Source organism: Pseudomonas sp. S3_A03, from assembly GCF_054668275.1.
The window spans coordinates 4935416-4953676 of sequence record NZ_CP162753.1 but is presented as its reverse complement, the minus strand read 5'-3'; the positions used below and the strand labels follow the sequence as shown (position 1 = coordinate 4953676).

The 18261-nt window shown below is 61.2% G+C and carries 14 protein-coding genes and 1 pseudogene; 12 read left to right on the top strand and 3 right to left on the bottom strand.

The window, feature by feature from the left end:
- Window positions 1-65: 65 nt before the first annotated feature.
- From AB4O25_RS22645 to AB4O25_RS22620, 6 genes are all read left to right on the top strand, one after another.
- A complete protein-coding gene (locus tag AB4O25_RS22645; protein WP_017530131.1) occupies window positions 66-1463 on the top strand; it encodes an OprD family outer membrane porin in 1398 nt (465 codons plus the stop codon).
- 80 nt (window positions 1464-1543) lie between these two features.
- Window positions 1544-3142, top strand: coding sequence for an ABC transporter substrate-binding protein (locus AB4O25_RS22640; RefSeq protein ID WP_017530132.1), 1599 nt, complete (start codon window positions 1544-1546; stop codon window positions 3140-3142).
- A gap of 76 nt (window positions 3143-3218) precedes the next feature.
- Window positions 3219-4229: an ABC transporter permease subunit gene (locus AB4O25_RS22635; protein ID WP_017739471.1), complete on the top strand. Its 1011-nt coding sequence runs from the start codon at window positions 3219-3221 to the stop codon at window positions 4227-4229.
- A gap of 10 nt (window positions 4230-4239) precedes the next feature.
- Window positions 4240-5151: an ABC transporter permease subunit gene (locus AB4O25_RS22630; RefSeq protein ID WP_017530134.1), complete on the top strand. Its 912-nt coding sequence runs from the start codon at window positions 4240-4242 to the stop codon at window positions 5149-5151.
- A 10-nt stretch (window positions 5152-5161) separates the two neighbouring features.
- The gene (locus AB4O25_RS22625) at window positions 5162-6130 is read left to right on the top strand and encodes an ABC transporter ATP-binding protein (RefSeq protein WP_017530135.1); all 969 of its coding nucleotides are present in this window, start codon (window positions 5162-5164) and stop codon (window positions 6128-6130) included.
- Window positions 6130-7101, top strand: a complete 972-nt coding sequence (locus AB4O25_RS22620) for a peptide ABC transporter ATP-binding protein (protein WP_068938064.1) — start codon at window positions 6130-6132, stop codon at window positions 7099-7101. Before AB4O25_RS22625 ends, AB4O25_RS22620 begins: the two co-directional genes overlap by 1 nt.
- Before the next feature lie 198 nt (window positions 7102-7299).
- Here the strand turns inward: AB4O25_RS22620 and AB4O25_RS22615 are convergent, their stop codons facing one another.
- Window positions 7300-8883, bottom strand: a complete 1584-nt coding sequence (locus tag AB4O25_RS22615; RefSeq protein WP_017530137.1) for a peptide chain release factor 3 — start codon at window positions 8881-8883, stop codon at window positions 7300-7302.
- Window positions 8884-9177: 294 nt separating this feature from the next.
- Between AB4O25_RS22615 and AB4O25_RS22610 the strand changes: the two genes are divergently transcribed.
- From AB4O25_RS22610 to AB4O25_RS22590, 5 genes and pseudogenes are all read left to right on the top strand, one after another.
- Window positions 9178-9930: an ABC transporter permease gene (locus AB4O25_RS22610; RefSeq protein WP_263290767.1), complete on the top strand. Its 753-nt coding sequence runs from the start codon at window positions 9178-9180 to the stop codon at window positions 9928-9930.
- A gap of 20 nt (window positions 9931-9950) precedes the next feature.
- Window positions 9951-10844: a glycine betaine ABC transporter substrate-binding protein gene (locus tag AB4O25_RS22605; RefSeq protein WP_017530139.1), complete on the top strand. Its 894-nt coding sequence runs from the start codon at window positions 9951-9953 to the stop codon at window positions 10842-10844.
- Between the two features lie 12 nt (window positions 10845-10856).
- Window positions 10857-11501, top strand: a pseudogene (locus AB4O25_RS22600) (ABC transporter permease); the annotation flags it as partial.
- Window positions 11502-11507: 6 nt separating this feature from the next.
- Window positions 11508-12665 (top strand): osmoprotectant ABC transporter ATP-binding protein OsmV, encoded by a 1158-nt coding sequence (locus AB4O25_RS22595; protein ID WP_017530141.1) that lies wholly within the window; start codon window positions 11508-11510, stop codon window positions 12663-12665.
- Window positions 12666-13084: 419 nt separating this feature from the next.
- On the top strand, window positions 13085-14248 hold the full coding sequence (locus AB4O25_RS22590; protein ID WP_014716890.1) for a type III PLP-dependent enzyme: 1164 nt from the start codon (window positions 13085-13087) through the stop codon (window positions 14246-14248).
- 55 nt (window positions 14249-14303) lie between these two features.
- On the opposite strand, the gene AB4O25_RS22585 is transcribed toward AB4O25_RS22590, so the two are convergent.
- Both AB4O25_RS22585 and AB4O25_RS22580 read right to left on the bottom strand, forming a co-directional pair.
- Window positions 14304-15059, bottom strand: coding sequence for a tetratricopeptide repeat protein (locus tag AB4O25_RS22585; protein ID WP_460149991.1), 756 nt, complete (start codon window positions 15057-15059; stop codon window positions 14304-14306).
- Between the two features lies 1 nt (window position 15060).
- The gene (locus AB4O25_RS22580; RefSeq protein WP_017530143.1) at window positions 15061-15741 is read right to left on the bottom strand and encodes a Fe2+-dependent dioxygenase; all 681 of its coding nucleotides are present in this window, start codon (window positions 15739-15741) and stop codon (window positions 15061-15063) included.
- Between the two features lie 205 nt (window positions 15742-15946).
- On the opposite strand from AB4O25_RS22580, the gene AB4O25_RS22575 reads away from it, so the two are divergent.
- A complete protein-coding gene (locus tag AB4O25_RS22575; protein ID WP_460149990.1) occupies window positions 15947-18247 on the top strand; it encodes a TonB-dependent receptor in 2301 nt (766 codons plus the stop codon).
- The last annotated feature ends 14 nt before the right edge of the window (window positions 18248-18261 follow it).

Sequence of the window (18261 nt, the reverse complement as noted above, 5' to 3'; positions counted from 1 at the left end):
ACACCCAATAGCCGGTCCACCTAAAAAGACCGGCATAAAAAAGAGAACCAAAGGAGCTTCAACCCATGAAACTGAGCAGCAAAGCGCTTCTGGCCCTGGCCATCAGCAGCATCACGGCCACCGCCTATGCCGAACCCGCCAGCCAGGACTTCGTGCCTACCACGCTGGCCGGCACCAGCGCGCAAAGCGAGGCCAAGGGCTTTATCGAAGACTTCACCCTGGGCGGCACCACACGTAACTGGTACTCCCACGAAAGCAAATACCGTGGCGGCACCTTCTCGTACACAAAACACGGCAAGACTGAAACCGACCGCAACCGTACCAACTGGGTACAAGGCACGATCCTCAACGCCAGCTCGGGTTTCACCCAAGGCACCGTGGGCGTGAAGACCGAAGTGGCGCTGTACAACGCGCTGGTTCTGGATCGCAGCAAGCGTGATATCAAGGGCGGTTCCAACCGCACCCTGGCCGGCTCGGACGGCGATGCAGTCGATCAGTGGAGCAAACTGGGCCTGGCCAACATGCAGTTCCGCGTGTCCAACACCACCCTGACCGCCGGTCGCCAGAACTTCAGCAGCGGCATCGTCGACACCATCGGCAACCGTGCGCTGCCTTCCAGCTTCCAGGGTGTGAGCTTCAACAGCGAAGAGTTCAGCAACCTGTCGTTCCAGGGCGGCATTTTCGATCGCGTTTCGCCGCGTACCGAACAGAGCCTGTCGAAATTCAGCTCCGAATACGGCAATGGCCAGACAACCGACAAGGTCAAGACCCTGGGCTTCAACTACCAGCCGTTCAAGAGCCTGAAAACCAGCGTGTTCGCGGCCAACGTCGAAGACTTCTGGAACCAGTACTACTTCGGCGCCACCCACGAACTGGGTGATGCACAGACCCTGGCACTGACCACCGGCCTGAACTACTACAAGACCACCGACACCGGCAGCAAGAAGATGGGCGACATCGACAACGATACCTACTCGTTGTCCCTGGGCCTGACTCACCAGGCTCACAGCCTGACCTTCGCATACCAGGAAGTGAACGGTGACGAGTACTTCGACTACCTGCACGAAACCAACGGCATCTACCTGGCCAACTCCCTGACGTCCGACTTCAACAGCCCGAACGAGAAGTCGTTCCAGGTGGCCTACGCCATCAACATGGCCGAATACGGCGTGCCTGGCCTGAAGTTCAACGTCTACTCGGCACGCGGCTGGGGCATCGACGGTACTCACTACACCGGCACCGCCTACGGCGAAGCTGGCAAGTCGCGCAGCGACTTGCGTTTGATGGATGGCGAGAAACACCAGGAATACGGTGTAGGCGCGGCGTACGCCGTGCAGAGCGGGCCACTCAAGGCCACCGCGATTCGTGCCACCTACGTCGAACACCGTGGCAGCGCTCAACAGGCTGACGGCAACATCAAAGAGTTCCGTCTGGTCACCACCATCCCATTTAAAATTCTTTAATTAGCGCCAGGTAAACGGCGGGCTCAGGACGAGCCCGCCGTCTACGTTTTACTGGTCCCATCGATTGCAGAGGGTTCCGAATGAAAATGCTCCCGCTACAAGCCGCCATGGCTGCCGCGCTGTTGAGCGTGGCGATTGGCGTTTCGGCCAAACCACTGGTGGTCTGCACCGAAGCCAGCCCGGAAGGTTTTGACCCGGTTCTTTACACCACGGCCGTGACCGCTGACGCCGCCGCCGAAACCATGTTCAACCGCCTGGTGGACTTCAAGCCCGGCACCACCGAAGTGGTCCCCGCGCTGGCCAAAGACCTGCCAGAGATCAGCGCCGATGGGCTGACCTACACCTTCCACCTGCGTGACGACATCAAGTTCCACACCACCGACTACTTCAAACCCACGCGCAACCTGAATGCCGACGACGTGCTTTGGAGCTTCCAGCGCCAGCTGGACCCGAAACATCCGTGGCACAACAAGTCCAACGTGGGCTACCCGTACTTTGAAAGCATGGGCTTCAAGGAACTGCTCAAAAGCGTGGAGAAGACCGACGATCACACCGTCGTCTTTACCCTGACCCGTCCTGAAGCACCGTTTTTGGCCGACTTGGCCATGGCGTTCTCCTCGATCCACTCCGCCGAATACGCCGACCAATTGCTCAAGTCCGGCAAGACCGATGACCTGAACGCCAAGCCGGTCGGCACCGGGCCGTTTATCTTCATCCGCTACGCCAAGGACGCCCAGGTGCGCTTCAAGGCCAACCCGGAGTACTTCCGTGGCAAGCCGCCGGCCGATCCGCTGATCCTGGCGATCACCACCGACAACAACGTGCGCCTGCAGAAGCTCAAGGCCAACGAGTGCCAGGTCGCGCTGTATCCCAAGCCGGATGACATTCCGAGCATCAAGAAAGACCCGAACCTGAAAGTCGATGAACTGGCCGCAATGACCACCGCGTACACCGCGTTGAACACCACCCACAAGTACATGAGCGACGCGCGGGTGCGCCACGCGATCAACATCGCGTTCGATAAAAAGGGCTACAACGAATCGCTGTATGGCAAAGGCAACGCCGTCGACGCCACCGGCCCGTACCCACCGACCCTGCTGGGCTTCAGCGACAAGCTGAAAAACCCCGAGCGCGACCTCGCCAAGGCCCGTGCCCTGCTCAAGGAAGCCGGCGTACCGGAAGGCACCGAGTTCACCCTGTTCACCCGTAACGGCGGTGGGCCGACCAACCCCAACCCGCTGCTCGGCGCCCAGCGCATGCAGGCGGACCTGGCGCAGATCGGCCTGAAAGTGAATATCAAGGTCATGGAATGGGGCGAAATGCTCAAGCGTGCCAAAGCCGGCGAGCACGACATGGTCTCGGCCGGTTGGGCCGGTGATAACGGCGACCCGGACAACTTCCTCACGCCGAACCTGAGTTGCGACGCCGCCAAAAACGGCGAAAACTACGCCCGTTGGTGTAACAAAGAGTTTCAGGCCTTGATCGACAAGGCCCGCGCCGACGCTGAACCCCAGGAACGCGCCGCACTCTATCAACAAGCACTGGACGTTTTCGCCAAGGACCAACCCTGGATCCCCATGGCCTACCCGAAAATGTTTACCGCCATGCGTAAAAACGTCGAGGGGTATACCCAAAGCCCTCTGACCACCAATAACTTCGCCACTACCCAGGTGAAGTAAATAAGAAAAACGCTCGGCACCGCCCACAGGGACGGTGCCGGACCTGCCTAACCGGCTGATTGAGGTACACACCAAGATGTTTAGTTTTATTGCGCGCCGATTGGGGTTATTGATCCCCACGTTTTTCGGCATCACGTTGCTCACGTTTGCGTTGATACGCATGATCCCTGGCGACCCCGTCGAAGTCATGATGGGCGAGCGGCGCGTCGACCCCGAGATGCACGCACAGGCAATGGAACGCCTTGGCCTTAACAAGCCGTTGTATGCGCAGTACCTGGACTATGTCGGCAAGCTCGCCCAGGGCGACCTTGGCGAATCGCTGCGTACGCGCACCAGCGTGTGGACCGAGTTCACCGCCCTCTTCCCCGCGACCCTGGAACTGTCCATGGCCGCCCTGTTGTTCGCCGGCATCCTGGGCCTGTTGGCCGGGGTGATCGCGGCATTGAAACGAGGATCGCTGTTCGACCATGGGGTGATGGGCATCTCCCTGGCGGGCTATTCGATGCCGATCTTCTGGTGGGGCCTGATCCTGATCATGTTCTTCTCGGTGAGCCTGGGCTGGACCCCGGTTTCCGGGCGGATCGACCTGCTCTACGACATCGAGCCGCGCACCGGCTTCATGCTCATCGACACGCTGCTGGCTGACGAGCCGGACGCGTTCTTCGACGCCCTGCATCACTTGATCCTGCCGGCCATCGTGCTCGGCACCATCCCGTTGGCGGTGATCGCGCGGATGACCCGTTCGTCGATGCTCGAAGTGCTGCGCGAAGACTACATCCGCACCGCCAAGGCCAAGGGCCTTTCGCCGGCACGCGTGGTGTTCGTACACGGCCTGCGCAACGCGCTGATCCCGGTGCTCACCGTGGTCGGCCTGCAAGTCGGCACCCTGCTGGCCGGTGCGGTACTGACCGAAACGATCTTCTCGTGGCCCGGCATCGGCAAATGGCTGATCGAAGCCATTGGCGCGCGGGACTACCCGGTGGTGCAAAACGGCATTCTGCTGATCGCCTGCCTGGTGATCCTGGTGAACTTCGTGGTGGATATCCTCTACGGCTTCGCCAACCCACGCATCCGTCATCAGCGCTGAGATCATGACCATGACCACACCTACACAAGCGTCGGCAGTCGATCAAAGCCTGCTGTACCCGTCCCCGTACAAAGAATTCTGGCAAGCCTTCTCCAAGAACAAAGGCGCGGTTGCCGGCCTGCTGTTCATGCTGCTGATCGTGTTCTGCGCGATCTTCGCGCCATGGGTGGCACCGCATAACCCGAGCGAGCAGTACCGCGACTTCCTGCTCACCCCGCCGTCGTGGCTCGAAGGCGGGCAGATCCAGTTCCTGCTCGGCACCGACGAACTGGGCCGCGACCTGCTCTCGCGCCTGATCCAGGGCTCGCGCCTGTCGCTGCTGATCGGTTTGTCATCGGTAGTGATGTCGTTGATCCCGGGCATTCTGTTAGGCCTGTTCGCCGGGTTCTTCCCGCGCCTGCTCGGCCCGACCATCATGCGTCTGATGGACATCATGCTGGCCCTGCCGTCGCTGCTGCTGGCCGTGGCCATCGTCGCGATCCTCGGCCCTGGCCTGATCAACACCGTGATCGCCATCGCGATCGTGTCGTTGCCGTCCTATGTGCGCCTGACCCGCGCGGCCGTGATGGGCGAACTGAACCGCGACTACGTGACCGCCGCGCGCCTCGCCGGTGCCGGCCTGCCGCGCCTGATGTTCATCACCGTGCTGCCCAACTGCATGGCGCCGCTGATCGTACAGGCCACCTTGAGCTTCTCCTCGGCGATCCTCGACGCCGCGGCGCTGGGCTTCCTTGGCCTGGGCGTACAACCGCCAACGCCTGAGTGGGGCACCATGCTGGCCTCGGCCCGTGACTACATCGAACGCGCCTGGTGGGTGGTGAGCCTGCCTGGTTTGACTATTTTGCTCAGCGTGCTGGCAATCAACTTGATGGGTGACGGCCTGCGCGATGCGCTGGACCCGAAACTCAAGAACGCCGCCTGAGGAGATTCCCATGTCACTGTTAGAAATCAAGAATCTCAATGTGCGCTTCGGCGACAAGACCGCCGTGCCGGTGGTCGATGGCCTCGACCTGTCGGTCGACAAAGGCGAAGTCCTGGCCATCGTTGGCGAGTCGGGTTCGGGTAAGTCCGTGACCATGATGGCGCTGATGGGCCTGATCGAGCACCCCGGCATCGTCACCGCCGATGCGCTGACCTTCGACGGCAAGGACATGCTCAAGCTGAGCAACCGCCAGCGCCGCCAGATCGTCGGCAAAGACCTGGCGATGGTGTTCCAGGACCCGATGACCGCGCTGAACCCCAGCTACACCGTGGGTTTCCAGATTGAAGAAGTGTTGCGCCTGCACCTGAAGATGTCCGGCAAGCAAGCCCGCAAGCGCGCCATCGAACTGCTGGAAAAAGTCGAAATACCGGGCGCCGCCAGCCGCATGGACGCCTACCCGCACCAACTGTCCGGTGGTATGAGCCAACGCGTGGCCATTGCCATGGCGATTGCCGGCGAGCCGAAGCTATTGATCGCCGACGAACCGACCACAGCGTTGGACGTGACGATTCAAGCGCAGATCATGGACCTGCTGCTGGCCCTGCAAAAAGAGCAGAACATGGGCCTGGTGCTGATCACCCACGACCTTGCGGTCGTCGCGGAAACCGCCCAGCGCGTGTGCGTGATGTACGCCGGCCAAGCGGTGGAAGTCGGCCAGGTACCGCAACTGTTCGACATTCCGGCGCACCCGTACAGCGAAGCGTTGCTCAAGGCGATCCCCGAGCACAGCCTCGGCGCGACACGCCTGGCCACGTTGCCCGGCATCGTGCCCGGCCGTTACGACCGCCCGCAGGGCTGCCTGTTGTCGCCGCGTTGCCCGTATGTGCAGGAAAACTGCCGCACCCAGCGCCCCGGCCTTGATCCGAAAAGCAACAGCCTTGCGCGCTGCTTCTACCCCTTGAACCAGGAGGTGGCGTAATGGCCGTCGTTCTTACCGCCCGCGACCTTACCCGTCACTACGAAGTGTCCCGTGGCCTGTTCAAGGGCCATGCGTTGGTACGCGCGCTTAATGGTGTGTCATTTGAACTCGAAGCCGGCAAGACCCTTGCCGTGGTCGGCGAGTCGGGCTGCGGCAAATCCACCCTGGCCCGTGCGCTGACGCTGATCGAAGAGCCGTCTTCAGGCTCGCTGAAAATCGCCGGCCAGGAAGTCGCCGGCGCCGACAAGGCCCAGCGCAAGCAATTGCGCAAAGACGTGCAGATGGTGTTCCAGAGCCCCTACGCGTCGTTGAACCCGCGCCAGAAGGTCGGCGATCAACTCGGCGAGCCGCTGTTGATCAACACCAACCTGTCCGCCGCCGAACGCCGCGAGAAAGTGCAGGCGATGATGAAGCAGGTGGGCCTGCGCCCCGAGCATTATCAGCGCTACCCGCACATGTTCTCGGGTGGCCAGCGCCAACGCATCGCCCTCGCCCGCGCAATGATGCTGCAACCGAAAGTGCTGGTGGCGGATGAACCGACCTCGGCGCTGGACGTATCAATCCAGGCCCAGGTGCTCAACCTGTTCATGGACCTGCAACAGGAGTTCAACACCGCCTACGTGTTCATCTCGCACAACCTGGCGGTGGTGCAACACGTGGCCGATGACGTGATGGTGATGTACCTCGGTCGCCCGGTTGAGGTGGGCCCCAAGCAAGATATCTACGCCCGCCCGCTGCACCCCTACACCCAGGCGCTGCTGTCGGCCACACCGACCATCCACCCGGACCCGAACAAGCCGAAGATCAAAATCGTCGGCGAGTTGCCCAACCCACTGAACCCGCCGTCCGGCTGTGCTTTCCACAAGCGCTGCCCGTATGCGACGGCACGCTGCAGCACCGAGGAGCCGCAACTGCGCGCCTTGGACAACCGCCAGGTGGCTTGCCACTACGCGGAGCAGTTTGTGGCCTGACCGCCACAAAAAAGGCTCTGGGTTTTCAATCCAGAGCCTCTCTTGAGTTTTACAGCCCTTCCCATCAGGTTGCGCATCAGCCTGGCGGGAGGGGCTTTCTTTTTGGCGACTTAGCTACCGGATTCCCATGGCTGCTGGAGATCAAAAAAGTGGGAGAGGATCACCCCTCCCACTTTTTTGTTCAGCCGCGCTCAGGAATCAGTGGTGCTCGCGGGTCGCGCGGAATTTCACGTCCGGCCAACGCTCTTCCATCAATGCCAGGTTGACCCGTGTCGGGGCCAGGTAGGTCAGGTGGCCGCCGCCGTCCACCGCGAGGTTTTCCACGGCCTTGTTGGAGAACTCTTCCAGCTTCTTCTTATCGCCGCACTCGATCCAGCGCGCGGAGTACACGGTGATCGGCTCGTAGGAGCACTCGACCTTGTATTCCTCTTTCAGGCGGCTGGCCACCACATCGAACTGCAGCACACCGACGGCGCCGAGGATGATGTCGTTGCTGCGCTCGGGGAAGAACACCTGGGTGGCGCCCTCTTCCGCCAATTGCTGCAGGCCCTGGCGCAGTTGCTTGGATTTGAGCGGATCACGCAGGCGTACGCGGCGGAACAGTTCCGGGGCGAAGTGCGGGATACCGGTGAAGCCCAGCGCTTCGCCTTCGGTGAAGGTGTCGCCGATCTGGATGGTGCCGTGGTTGTGCAGGCCGATGATGTCGCCGGCAAACGCCTCTTCCAGTTGCTCACGCTCGGAGGAGAAAAACGTCAGGGCATCGCCGATGCGCACGTCCTTGCCGGTGCGCACGTGGCGCATCTTCATGCCTTTTTCGTATTTGCCGGAGCAGATGCGCATGAAGGCAATGCGGTCGCGGTGCTTGGGGTCCATGTTCGCCTGGATCTTGAACACGAAGCCGGTGAATTTTTCTTCGACCGGTTCCACCGTGCGCTCATTGGCGACACGGGCCAGGGGTTTCGGCGCCCAGTCCACGACGGCGTCGAGCACATGGTCGACACCGAAGTTGCCCAGGGCCGTCCCGAAGAACACCGGGGTCAACTGGCCGTCGAGGAATTCCTGCTGGTTGAACTCATGGCAGGCGCCCTGCACCAGTTCCAGCTGGTCGACAAAGCGGTCGTACTCGTCACCCAGGTGGGCGCGGGCTTCGTCCGAGTCGAGCTTCTCGATGATCTTGGTTTCGGTGCGTTCGTGACCGTGGCCGGCGGTGTAGACAATGATGTAGTCGTCGGCCAGGTGGTACACACCCTTGAAGTCGCGGTAGCAACCGATCGGCCAGGTGATCGGCGCGGCCTTGATTTTCAGGACCGCTTCGATTTCATCCAACAGCTCGATGGGGTCGCGGATGTCGCGGTCGAGTTTGTTGATGAAGCTGACGATCGGCGTGTCACGCAGACGGCACACGTCCATCAGCGCGATGGTGCGTGGCTCGACGCCCTTACCGCCGTCGAGGACCATCAAGGCCGAGTCCACCGCCGTGAGGGTACGGTAGGTGTCTTCGGAGAAGTCTTCGTGGCCCGGGGTGTCGAGCAGGTTGACCATGTGGTCGCGATACGGGAACTGCATGACCGACGTGGTAATGGAAATACCCCGCTGCTTCTCCATCTCCATCCAGTCGGATGTTGCATGGCGGTCGGATTTGCGCGACTTCACCGTGCCGGCCACAGCGATTGCCTTGCCCATCAGCAACAGCTTCTCGGTGATGGTGGTTTTACCGGCATCGGGGTGGGAAATAATGGCGAAAGTGCGGCGTTTCGCGACTTCGGCGGCCTGGTGGGTCATGGGAAATCGCCTGGCAGGTGAGTCAAAAAAGGGCGGCGAGTATAGCGCAAACGCGAGGGTACGGACCACCGTTGGGCCCATCAGGGGTGGCTAAATGCGCCCAAGTGTGGAACCTTTTAAAAGGTGGAGACGTCCACTCCCCTGCTACCGCACTCGGAACAGGGGCTGAAAAATCAGCAAGTTAGCCTTACGAGGCTGCGCTCATGGCTCGATACATACCGCGTTGCCGGTATCGACGAGCTGCTTTTCGCGACCACACTCAAAGGCAGCCAGCAATGGCATTGCCGCCGGAGAATGTGTTCGCCGACAAAAGAAAAAAGGAGTCCGCCTGTGGCTATTCGCTATGGCAAAGGGCTTATAGGAGGCGCGGTTGTCGTCGCGCTCCTGGCCCTGCTGGTCCACTGGATCGGCATCAACACGATCGAACTGTACCGCGACGATTTGTTGTTTTACCTGCAAGCACATTTGATCCTCGTTCTAGCCTCCATGCTGGCGGCCCTCGTTGTGGGCATCCCCGCCGGTATCCTGCTCAGCCGACCGAACATGGTCGGGCGCGCAGAACGCTTCATGCAGATCTTCAACATCGGTAATACCGTCCCTCCCCTGGCCGTACTGGCCATCGCTCTCGGCGTCCTTGGCATCGGCAGTGGCCCGGCCATCTTCGCGCTGTTCCTTGCCTCCCTGCTGCCCATCGTGCGCAACACCTACGAAGGCCTGAAAAACGTTCAAGGTTCGCTCAAGGAAGCCGCCACCGGCATCGGCATGACGCCGCGCCAGGTGCTGTTTCGCGTGGAGTTGCCCAACGCGGTGCCGATCATCATCGGCGGTGTGCGCGTGGCCCTGGCGATTAACGTCGGCACCGCGCCGCTGGCCTTCCTGATTGGCGCCAACAGCCTGGGCAGCCTGATCTTCCCCGGCATCGCCCTGAACAATCAGCCGCAACTGCTGCTCGGCGCCGCGTGCACCGCATTGCTGGCATTGCTGCTCGACGGTTTGGTGACCATGGCCAGCCGCCTCTGGCTGGAGCGCGGAGTACGCGCGTCTTAAGGCTTGCCCAAGGAAATCACATGAAAAAACTAAGCTTGATATTAGGCTGCGCCCTGCTGCTTGCAGGCATTGCGCAAGCCGCCGAAAAACCCGTGATCCGTATCGGCGCCCGGGTGTTCACCGAACAGACCCTGCTCGCCGAAATCACGTCACAGTACCTGCGTACCAAGGGCTACGATGCTCGCGTGACCGGCGGCCTGGGCAGCAACCTGGCGCGTAGCGCCCAGGAAAGCGGGCAACTGGATCTGATCTGGGAATACACCGGCGTGTCGCTGGTGGCCTACAACCACATCGATGAAAAACTCGACAGCGAACAGTCTTACGCCCGTGTGAAAGAACTCGACGCGAAAAAAGGCCTGGTCTGGCTGTCGCCATCGCGTTTCAGCAACACCTACGCCCTGGCGCTGCCGGAGAAAGTCGCCGAGCAACATCCCGAGATCAACAGCATCAGCGACCTCACCAAGGCCATGACGCAAGACACCAAGGAACACCGCCTGGTCGCCCTGGACACTGAGTTCGCCAACCGCTCCGACGGCCTGGCCGGCATGGTCAAGCTGTACGACATGAACCTGACGCGCAAGAACACCCGGCAGATGGACGCTGGCCTGGTCTATACCGCGCTGCGTAACGGCCAGGTGTTCGCCGGTTTGGTCTACACCACCGACGGTCGCTTGAATGCGTTCAAATTGAAGCTGCTCGAAGACGACAAGCACTACTTCCCGGACTACACCGCAGCCCCCGTGATCCGCCAGGAATACCTGGACCAGCATCCGCAACTGGCCGCCGAACTCAAGCCACTGGCCAACCTGTTCGACGATGAAACCATGCGCCAACTGAACGCTCGGGTCGACGTCGGCCATGAAAGCCCGTCCGCCGTTGCCGCCGACTTCCTGCGCCAACACCCCATCAACTAAAGAGGAGAAGACATGGAATTTTTAAACGCCTTTTCCCATCTTGATTGGGCCCAGGTCCTGCACCTGACCTGGCAGCACATCACCCTGGTCGGCATCGCGGTGATCCTCGCGATTTTTATCGGCGTGCCGCTGGGCATCCTGATGACACGTTTCCCGACCCTGGCCGGCCCGTTGCAGGCCAGCGCGACGGTGCTGCTGACCGTGCCGTCCATCGCCCTGTTTGGCCTGCTGCTGCCGTTCTACTCCACGTTCGGCCAGGGCCTGGGGCCGATGCCGGCGATCACCGCCGTGTTCCTCTACTCCCTGCTGCCGATCATGCGTAACACCTACCTGGCCCTGACCGGCGTCGAGCCCGGCATTCGCGAAGCCGCCAGAGGCATCGGCATGACCTTCGGCCAGCGCCTGCGCATGGTCGAGCTGCCGATCGCCGTGCCGGTGATCCTCGCCGGTGTGCGCACCGCCGTGGTGATGAATATCGGTGTGATGACCATCGCCGCCACCATCGGCGCCGGTGGCCTGGGTGTACTTATTCTGGCTTCCATCAGCCGCAGCGATATGTCGATGCTGATCGTCGGCGCCGTGCTGGTCAGTCTCCTGGCCATCTTCGCCGACCTGCTTCTGCAGTGGTTGCAACGCTCGCTGACTCCAAAAGGGATTACTCAAATGATCGAACTTCAAAACCTGTCCAAGACTTTTCAAAGCAACGGCAAAACCGTGACTGCCGTTAACGACGTAAGCCTGACCGTCAATGAAGGCGAAATTTGCGTGTTCCTCGGTCCCTCGGGCTGCGGCAAAAGCACCACGCTGAAAATGATCAACCGCCTGATCAAGCCCACCTCGGGCAAGATCCTGATCAACGGCGAAGACACCACTGACCTTGACGAAGTGACCCTGCGTCGCAACATCGGCTACGTCATCCAGCAGATCGGCCTGTTCCCCAACATGACCATCGAGGAGAACATCGTGGTCGTGCCCAAGCTGCTCGGCTGGGACAAGCAGAAATGCCACGACCGCGCCCGCGAGTTGATGAGCATGATCAAGCTGGAGCCCAAGCAGTACCTGCACCGCTACCCGCGTGAATTGTCGGGCGGGCAGCAACAGCGCATCGGTGTAATCCGCGCCCTGGCGGCGGATGCGCCCTTGCTGCTGATGGATGAGCCGTTCGGCGCGGTCGACCCGATCAACCGCGAAATGATCCAGAACGAGTTCTTCGAGATGCAACGCGCGCTGAACAAGACCGTGATCATGGTCAGCCACGACATCGATGAAGCGATCAAGCTGGGCGACAAGATTGCGATCTTCCGCGCCGGCAAGCTGTTGCAGATCGACCATCCGGACACCTTGCTGGCCCACCCGGCCGACGAGTTCGTCAGCAACTTCGTGGGCCAGGACAGCACCCTCAAGCGCCTGTTGCTGGTGAAGGCCGAAGACGCAGCCGACAACGCCCCCTCGGTGAGCCCGGAAACGCCGGTGGCCGAAGCGCTGGAGTTGATGGACGAAACGGACCGCCGTTATGTGGTGGTCACGTGCGCCGAGAACAAGGCGCTGGGCTATGTGCGCCGTCGCGACCTGCACCGCCAGGCCGGCACTTGCGGCCAGTACCTGCGCGAGTTCAATGCCACGGCGGCGTATGACGAGCATTTGCGCATCCTGCTGTCGCGCATGTACGAGTTCAACCGTTCGTGGTTGCCGGTGATGGATGCGGAGCGCGTGTTCCTGGGTGAAGTGACCCAGGAGTCGATTGCCGAATACCTGAGTTCCGGTAAGTCACGTGGGGGCAAGACCAGCATTGTCTCGCCTGCCGAAACCGCCCTCGCCTGATCTGAACTGACACGACGCCGTTCAAAATGTGGGAGGGGGCATGCCCCTCCCACTTGGGCCTCCCGTGTGTCAGCGAAATACCGTCGATTTGCCTCATCCGGGGAACATCAATCCGTCACACCGGTCGGTTACATAAGTAGCTGCACACGGCCGCGCGACGAACGCGTGCAGAAACGCGACATTTTTAGTTGATCCCACGCCCATCAAGCCCTAAAGTTCGCGCCGAACGTCCATGCTGGAAACGATCCATCCGGCTCAAGTACTGACGACGAGACAGCAAGGCCAAGGGAAGCGGTAACTCCCATGGCCTTTTTGCTTTCGGCGACATGCCTTGGGAAGTAGGCGAACCAAAGTGGGGATACGGAGGACGTTCAGTTGCACCCATTGATTAATACAGTTTGCCCTTAGGAGTTCCCAGCATGTCGATCAACGTCGAAGACTATTTCGCACGCGCCACTTTTGACAAAATGAAGGCGTTTGCCGACAAGCAAGAAACCCCGTTCGTGGTGATCGACACCGCGATGATCAGCCAGGCCTACGACGACCTGCGCGCCGGTTTCGAATTCGCCAAAGTGTATTACGCGGTCAAGGCCAACCCGGCCGTCGAAATCATCGACCTGCTCAAGGACAAAGGCTCGAGCTTCGACATCGCCTCGATCTATGAGCTGGACAAGGTCATGGACCGCGGCGTCAGCGCCGACCGTATCAGCTACGGCAACACCATCAAAAAATCCAAAGACATCCGCTACTTCTATGAGAAGGGCGTGCGCCTGTTCTCCACCGACTCCGAAGCCGACCTGCGCAACATCGCCAAGGCCGCGCCGGGCTCGAAAGTGTATGTGCGTATCCTCACCGAAGGCTCGACCACGGCTGACTGGCCGTTGTCGCGCAAATTCGGCTGCCAGACCGACATGGCCATGGACCTGCTGATCCTGGCCCGTGACCTGGGCCTGGTGCCTTACGGCATCTCCTTCCACGTCGGCTCGCAACAGCGCGACATCAGCGTGTGGGACGCGGCGATCGCCAAGGTCAAAGTGATTTTCGAACGCCTGAAGGAAGAAGACGGCATCCATCTCAAGCTGATCAACATGGGTGGCGGCTTCCCGGCCAACTACATCACCCGCACCAACAGCCTGGAAACCTACGCAGAAGAAATCATCCGCTTCCTCAAGGAAGACTTCGGCGACGACCTGCCGGAAATCATCCTGGAGCCGGGCCGTTCGCTGATCGCCAACGCCGGCATCCTGGTCAGTGAAGTGGTGCTGGTAGCGCGCAAATCGCGTACCGCCGTGGAACGTTGGGTGTACACGGATGTGGGCAAGTTCTCCGGCCTGATCGAAACCATGGACGAAGCCATCAAGTTCCCGATCTGGACCGAGAAGAAAGGCGAGATGGAAGAAGTGGTCATCGCCGGCCCCACCTGCGACAGCGCCGACATCATGTACGAAAACTACAAGTACGGCCTGCCGCTGAACCTGGCGATCGGTGATCGTCTGTACTGGCTGTCGACCGGTGCGTACACCACCAGCTACAGCGCGGTTGAGTTCAATGGCTTTCCACCGTTGAAGTCGTTTTATGTTTAACAGCAGCAGCAAGTTTTAAGCTGCAAGAAAAACCCATGACGTGTCATGGGTTTTTTTATGCCTCGGGAAGGCTGGCGGCGCGTTGTCGGTAGGCCTCGGCCATCGCGCGAATCGGCGGATCGTTGGCCGCCGCCAGCGCCTTGTGGGCCACCCGCAAAAACTTCAGATTGCCGCCGGCAAGCGCTTTGTGCAGCCACTCCAGCGCCGCCTCGACCTGGCCTCTATCCGCCAGCACCGCCGCATAACTGAACTGCCCACGGAAATCCCCGCCGTCGGCTGAGCGGCGATACCAGTCCACGGCGGCCTGCGGGTCCCTCGGGCAATACAGGCCGTCTTCCAGGTAGCGCCCCAGCAGGTTCATCGACTTGGCGTGGCCCTGCTCCGCCGCCAGACGATACAAGCGCAGTGCTTGCGGCTGGTCCTCAGCCACACCGCGACCGGTCGCCAGCAGGTTGGCGTAGTTGTACTGCGCCCAATCCAGCCCCGCCTCGGCGGCCAGACGGTATTGTTGCGCCGCCGCGACCGCATCGGCCGGGCAGCCCCAGCCATGTTCCAGGCAACGCGCGACCATATTGCGCGCCATCAGGTGACCGCCCTGCGCCGCGATGCGAAACCAGCGCAGCGCCAGCGCTTCATCACGGGCAATACCGCGTCCTTGCAGCAGGATTTGCCCGAGCAGGGCCTGGGCATCGACCACGCCCTCCTTCGCCGCGATCAGGATCGCCTGGGCGGCGCGCACCGGCGAGTCGTCAAGCATGCGCTGCAATTGTTCGACGTTGAGCACTTCTGCGCGGCGCAATAAAAACCCCATCTCAGACCTCCACCCAGCGACGCAACAGGTTGTGGTAGGTGCCGGTGAGCTGGATCAACGCCGGGTGGTCGGGTACGTCGGCGGTCAGTTGCCGGATCGCACCGTCCATCTCGAACAACAGGGTGCGCTGGCTGTCTTCGCGCACCAGGCTTTGGGTCCAGAAGAACGAGGCGTAGCGCGCGCCACGGGTTACGGCGTTGACTTTGTGCAGGCTCGAGCCTGGGTACAGCACCATGTCGCCGGCGGGCAACTTGACGCGCTGCAGGCCGAAGGTGTCCTGGATCTCCAATTCGCCGCCGTCGTATTCGTCGGGGTCGCTGAAGAACAGGGTGGATGACAGATCAGTGCGCACACGCTCGTGGCTGCCTTTGGGCTGGCGCACCGCGTTATCGATATGAAAGTCGAAACTGCCGCCAGCGGTATAGCAGTTGAGCAGCGGCGGGAAGACTTTGTGCGGTAACGCCGCCGACATAAACAGTGGGTTTTGCCACAGGCGCTCAAGCATCGCCGCGCCGATTTCCTTGGCCAACGGATGGCCTTCGGGCAATTGCAGGTTGTGTTTGGCTTTGGCGGACTGGTGCCCGGCAGTGATTTTACCGTCGGCCCAATCAGCGCTTTCCAGAGCCTGGCGGATGCGCTGCACTTCCTCGCGAGAGAACAGGCCGGGAATATGCAGCAACATGAGGCACTACCTGTCAGCGGAAAGGCGCCAATGGTATTGATTCTTATCCGCTGTGTAAAACGCAGGGACGAACGAGATCGCAAAAACCTTAAGGAAAAAGTGTAAAGAATGTAAATTCAATGCAATTAGCAATGTATCGCAATTGATATGGAGTCTTGTTCAACCTATATTCCGCGGCCTCACATCCTTGGGGAAAGGACACGTCATGTCGCGCACCACACTAAAAACAACCGCCGGTTCACCACGTCTGCTGGCCTCGGCCATCGGCGTTGCCCTCGGTGCCAGCTCTGCCGCCCACATGGCGCAAGCGGCCGAAGACACGGAACAAAAAGGCCAGCGCAACAGTATTTCCCTGGGTGCCACCAGCATCACCGGCGAAGCACAGGACGACACCTCCTACCAAGTCGAAAAAGCATCCTCGCAGAAATACACCGCGCCCCTGGTGGACACCCCTCGCTCGGTCACCGTAGTGCCACAGCAGGTACTCAAGGACACCGCCGCCACCTCGTTGCAGGATGCCTTGCGTACCGTACCGGGCATCACGTTTGGTGCCGGTGAAGGCGGCAACCCGCAGGGCGATCGCCCGTTTATCCGTGGTTTTGACGCCCAGGGCGACACCTACCTGGACGGCGTGCGCGACACCGGCGGCCAGAGCCGCGAGATCTTCGATATCGAGTCGATTGAAGTCAGCAAAGGCCCGAACTCTTCGTTCGGCGGTCGCGGTTCGGCCGGCGGCAGCCTCAACCTGGTGAGCAAGACCCCACAGGCGGGGGACTTCACCAACGGTGGTTTCACCTACGGCTCCGACCAGACCCGTCGCTACGTACTCGATGTGAACCGCCAGTTCCTCGACGACAGCGCCGCGTTCCGTCTCAACCTGATGACCCACGAGCAGAACGTGGCGGGCCGCGATGCGGTGAACTACGACCGCTGGGGCGTCGCCCCATCGCTGACCTTCGGCCTGGGCACCCCGACCCGCGTCAATCTCAGCTACTACCACATGGAAAGCAACGACCTGCCGGACTCGGGCATTCCCTACGGCTACGGCTCTTCGACCGCCACCGCCCACGTGCATGACAAACCCACCGACGGCGGCGACAGCAGCAACTTCTACGGCCTCAAGGACCGTGATTTTCGCAAGACCCGCGCCGATATCAGCACGGTCTCTGTCGAGCACGACCTGAACGACAACATGACCCTGAAAAACACCCTGCGCCACGGCAGCACCGGCCAGGACTACGTGCTCACCCAGCCGGATGACAGCAAGTTCAACGTCAACCGTTTCGGTACCGTGTGGCGCCGCGCCAACACCCGCGTGTCCACCACCACGACCACCACCAACCAGACCGACCTGTTCGGCAGCTTCCAGGCGCTGGGCTTCAAGCACAGCTACTCCACCGGCCTGGAATTTACCGGTGAAGAAACCCGCGTCAGCAGCTACACCGTCAGCCCGAACGCCAACCCGGTCTGCACCGTGGCCGGCGGTGGTCGCGGCGGCCAATGCACCTCGCTGAGCAACCCGAACCCGGACGACGCCTGGGCCGGCAGCACCGCGCGCAACTACCTGGGCACCAACACCAAGGCCACCAGCCGCGCTGCTTATGTGTTCGACACCATCGAACTCGACCCGAAATGGCTGCTCAACGTCGGCCTGCGCTACGACACCTTCGACACCGAAGCCAACACCAACGCGGTACCGACCGCCACCGTCAAAGCGCGCAGCAAAATCAAGGATGACAGCCAGTTCTTCAACTGGCAGGCCGGCCTGGTCTGGAAGCCGGTGGAGAACGCCAGCATCTATGCCTCCTACGCCACCTCGGCATCGCCAGCCGGCGGCCTGGTGGGTGAAGGCGCCGACGCAAACCCACTGTCGGCGGGCGCCGCATCGAGCGACCTGCAGCCCGAAGAAACCGTCAACTACGAGTTGGGCACCAAGTGGGACCTGTTCCACGATCGTCTGTCGCTGACCGCCGCGGTGTTTCGCACCGAGAAGAAAAACACGCGCATCCTGGTCGACGCGCTCACCTACCAGAATGCCGGTGAATCCCAGGTCGATGGCATCGAGTTGTCCGCCAGCGGCAAGCTCACCGATCACTGGCAAGTGTTCGCCGGCTACAGTTATCTGGACAGCGAGTTGGTCAAGGCCGGTCGTAACGGGCGCAACGGGGTAATCAGCGCCGGTTCCAACGAGGGCAACCAAATGCCCAACACGCCGAAGAACAGCTTCAGCCTGTGGACCACCTACGACGTCACCGCGAAGCTGACCGTCGGCGGCGGCGCGTTCTATGTCGACGACGTTTACGGTGATGTGGGCAACACCGTTTACGTGCCGTCGTACACCCGCTACGACGCCATGGCCAGCTACAAGCTGACCAAGAACGTCGACCTGCAACTGAACGTGCAAAACCTGACCGACAAGGTCTACTACGACAAGGCCTACGGCTCGCACTTCGCCAACCAGGCGGCTGGGCGTACGGCATTGTTGACCACCAGCTTCCACTTCTAAACCGCCGCGACACG

Excerpts from the sequence above, each read along its gene's own strand:
- AB4O25_RS22645 (WP_017530131.1), top strand. The coding sequence starts at position 66 with ATGAAACTGAGCAGCAAAGCGCTTCTGGCCCTGGCCATCAGCAGCATC.
- AB4O25_RS22640 (WP_017530132.1), top strand. The coding sequence starts at position 1,544 with ATGAAAATGCTCCCGCTACAAGCCGCCATGGCTGCCGCGCTGTTGAGC.
- AB4O25_RS22635 (WP_017739471.1), top strand. The coding sequence starts at position 3,219 with ATGTTTAGTTTTATTGCGCGCCGATTGGGGTTATTGATCCCCACGTTT.
- AB4O25_RS22630 (WP_017530134.1), top strand. The coding sequence starts at position 4,240 with ATGACCACACCTACACAAGCGTCGGCAGTCGATCAAAGCCTGCTGTAC.
- AB4O25_RS22625 (WP_017530135.1), top strand. The coding sequence starts at position 5,162 with ATGTCACTGTTAGAAATCAAGAATCTCAATGTGCGCTTCGGCGACAAG.
- AB4O25_RS22620 (WP_068938064.1), top strand. The coding sequence starts at position 6,130 with ATGGCCGTCGTTCTTACCGCCCGCGACCTTACCCGTCACTACGAAGTG.
- AB4O25_RS22615 (WP_017530137.1), bottom strand. The coding sequence starts at position 8,883 with ATGACCCACCAGGCCGCCGAAGTCGCGAAACGCCGCACTTTCGCCATT.
- AB4O25_RS22610 (WP_263290767.1), top strand. The coding sequence starts at position 9,178 with ATGTGTTCGCCGACAAAAGAAAAAAGGAGTCCGCCTGTGGCTATTCGC.
- AB4O25_RS22605 (WP_017530139.1), top strand. The coding sequence starts at position 9,951 with ATGAAAAAACTAAGCTTGATATTAGGCTGCGCCCTGCTGCTTGCAGGC.
- AB4O25_RS22595 (WP_017530141.1), top strand. The coding sequence starts at position 11,508 with ATGATCGAACTTCAAAACCTGTCCAAGACTTTTCAAAGCAACGGCAAA.
- AB4O25_RS22590 (WP_014716890.1), top strand. The coding sequence starts at position 13,085 with ATGTCGATCAACGTCGAAGACTATTTCGCACGCGCCACTTTTGACAAA.
- AB4O25_RS22585 (WP_460149991.1), bottom strand. The coding sequence starts at position 15,059 with ATGGGGTTTTTATTGCGCCGCGCAGAAGTGCTCAACGTCGAACAATTG.
- AB4O25_RS22580 (WP_017530143.1), bottom strand. The coding sequence starts at position 15,741 with ATGTTGCTGCATATTCCCGGCCTGTTCTCTCGCGAGGAAGTGCAGCGC.
- AB4O25_RS22575 (WP_460149990.1), top strand. The coding sequence starts at position 15,947 with ATGTCGCGCACCACACTAAAAACAACCGCCGGTTCACCACGTCTGCTG.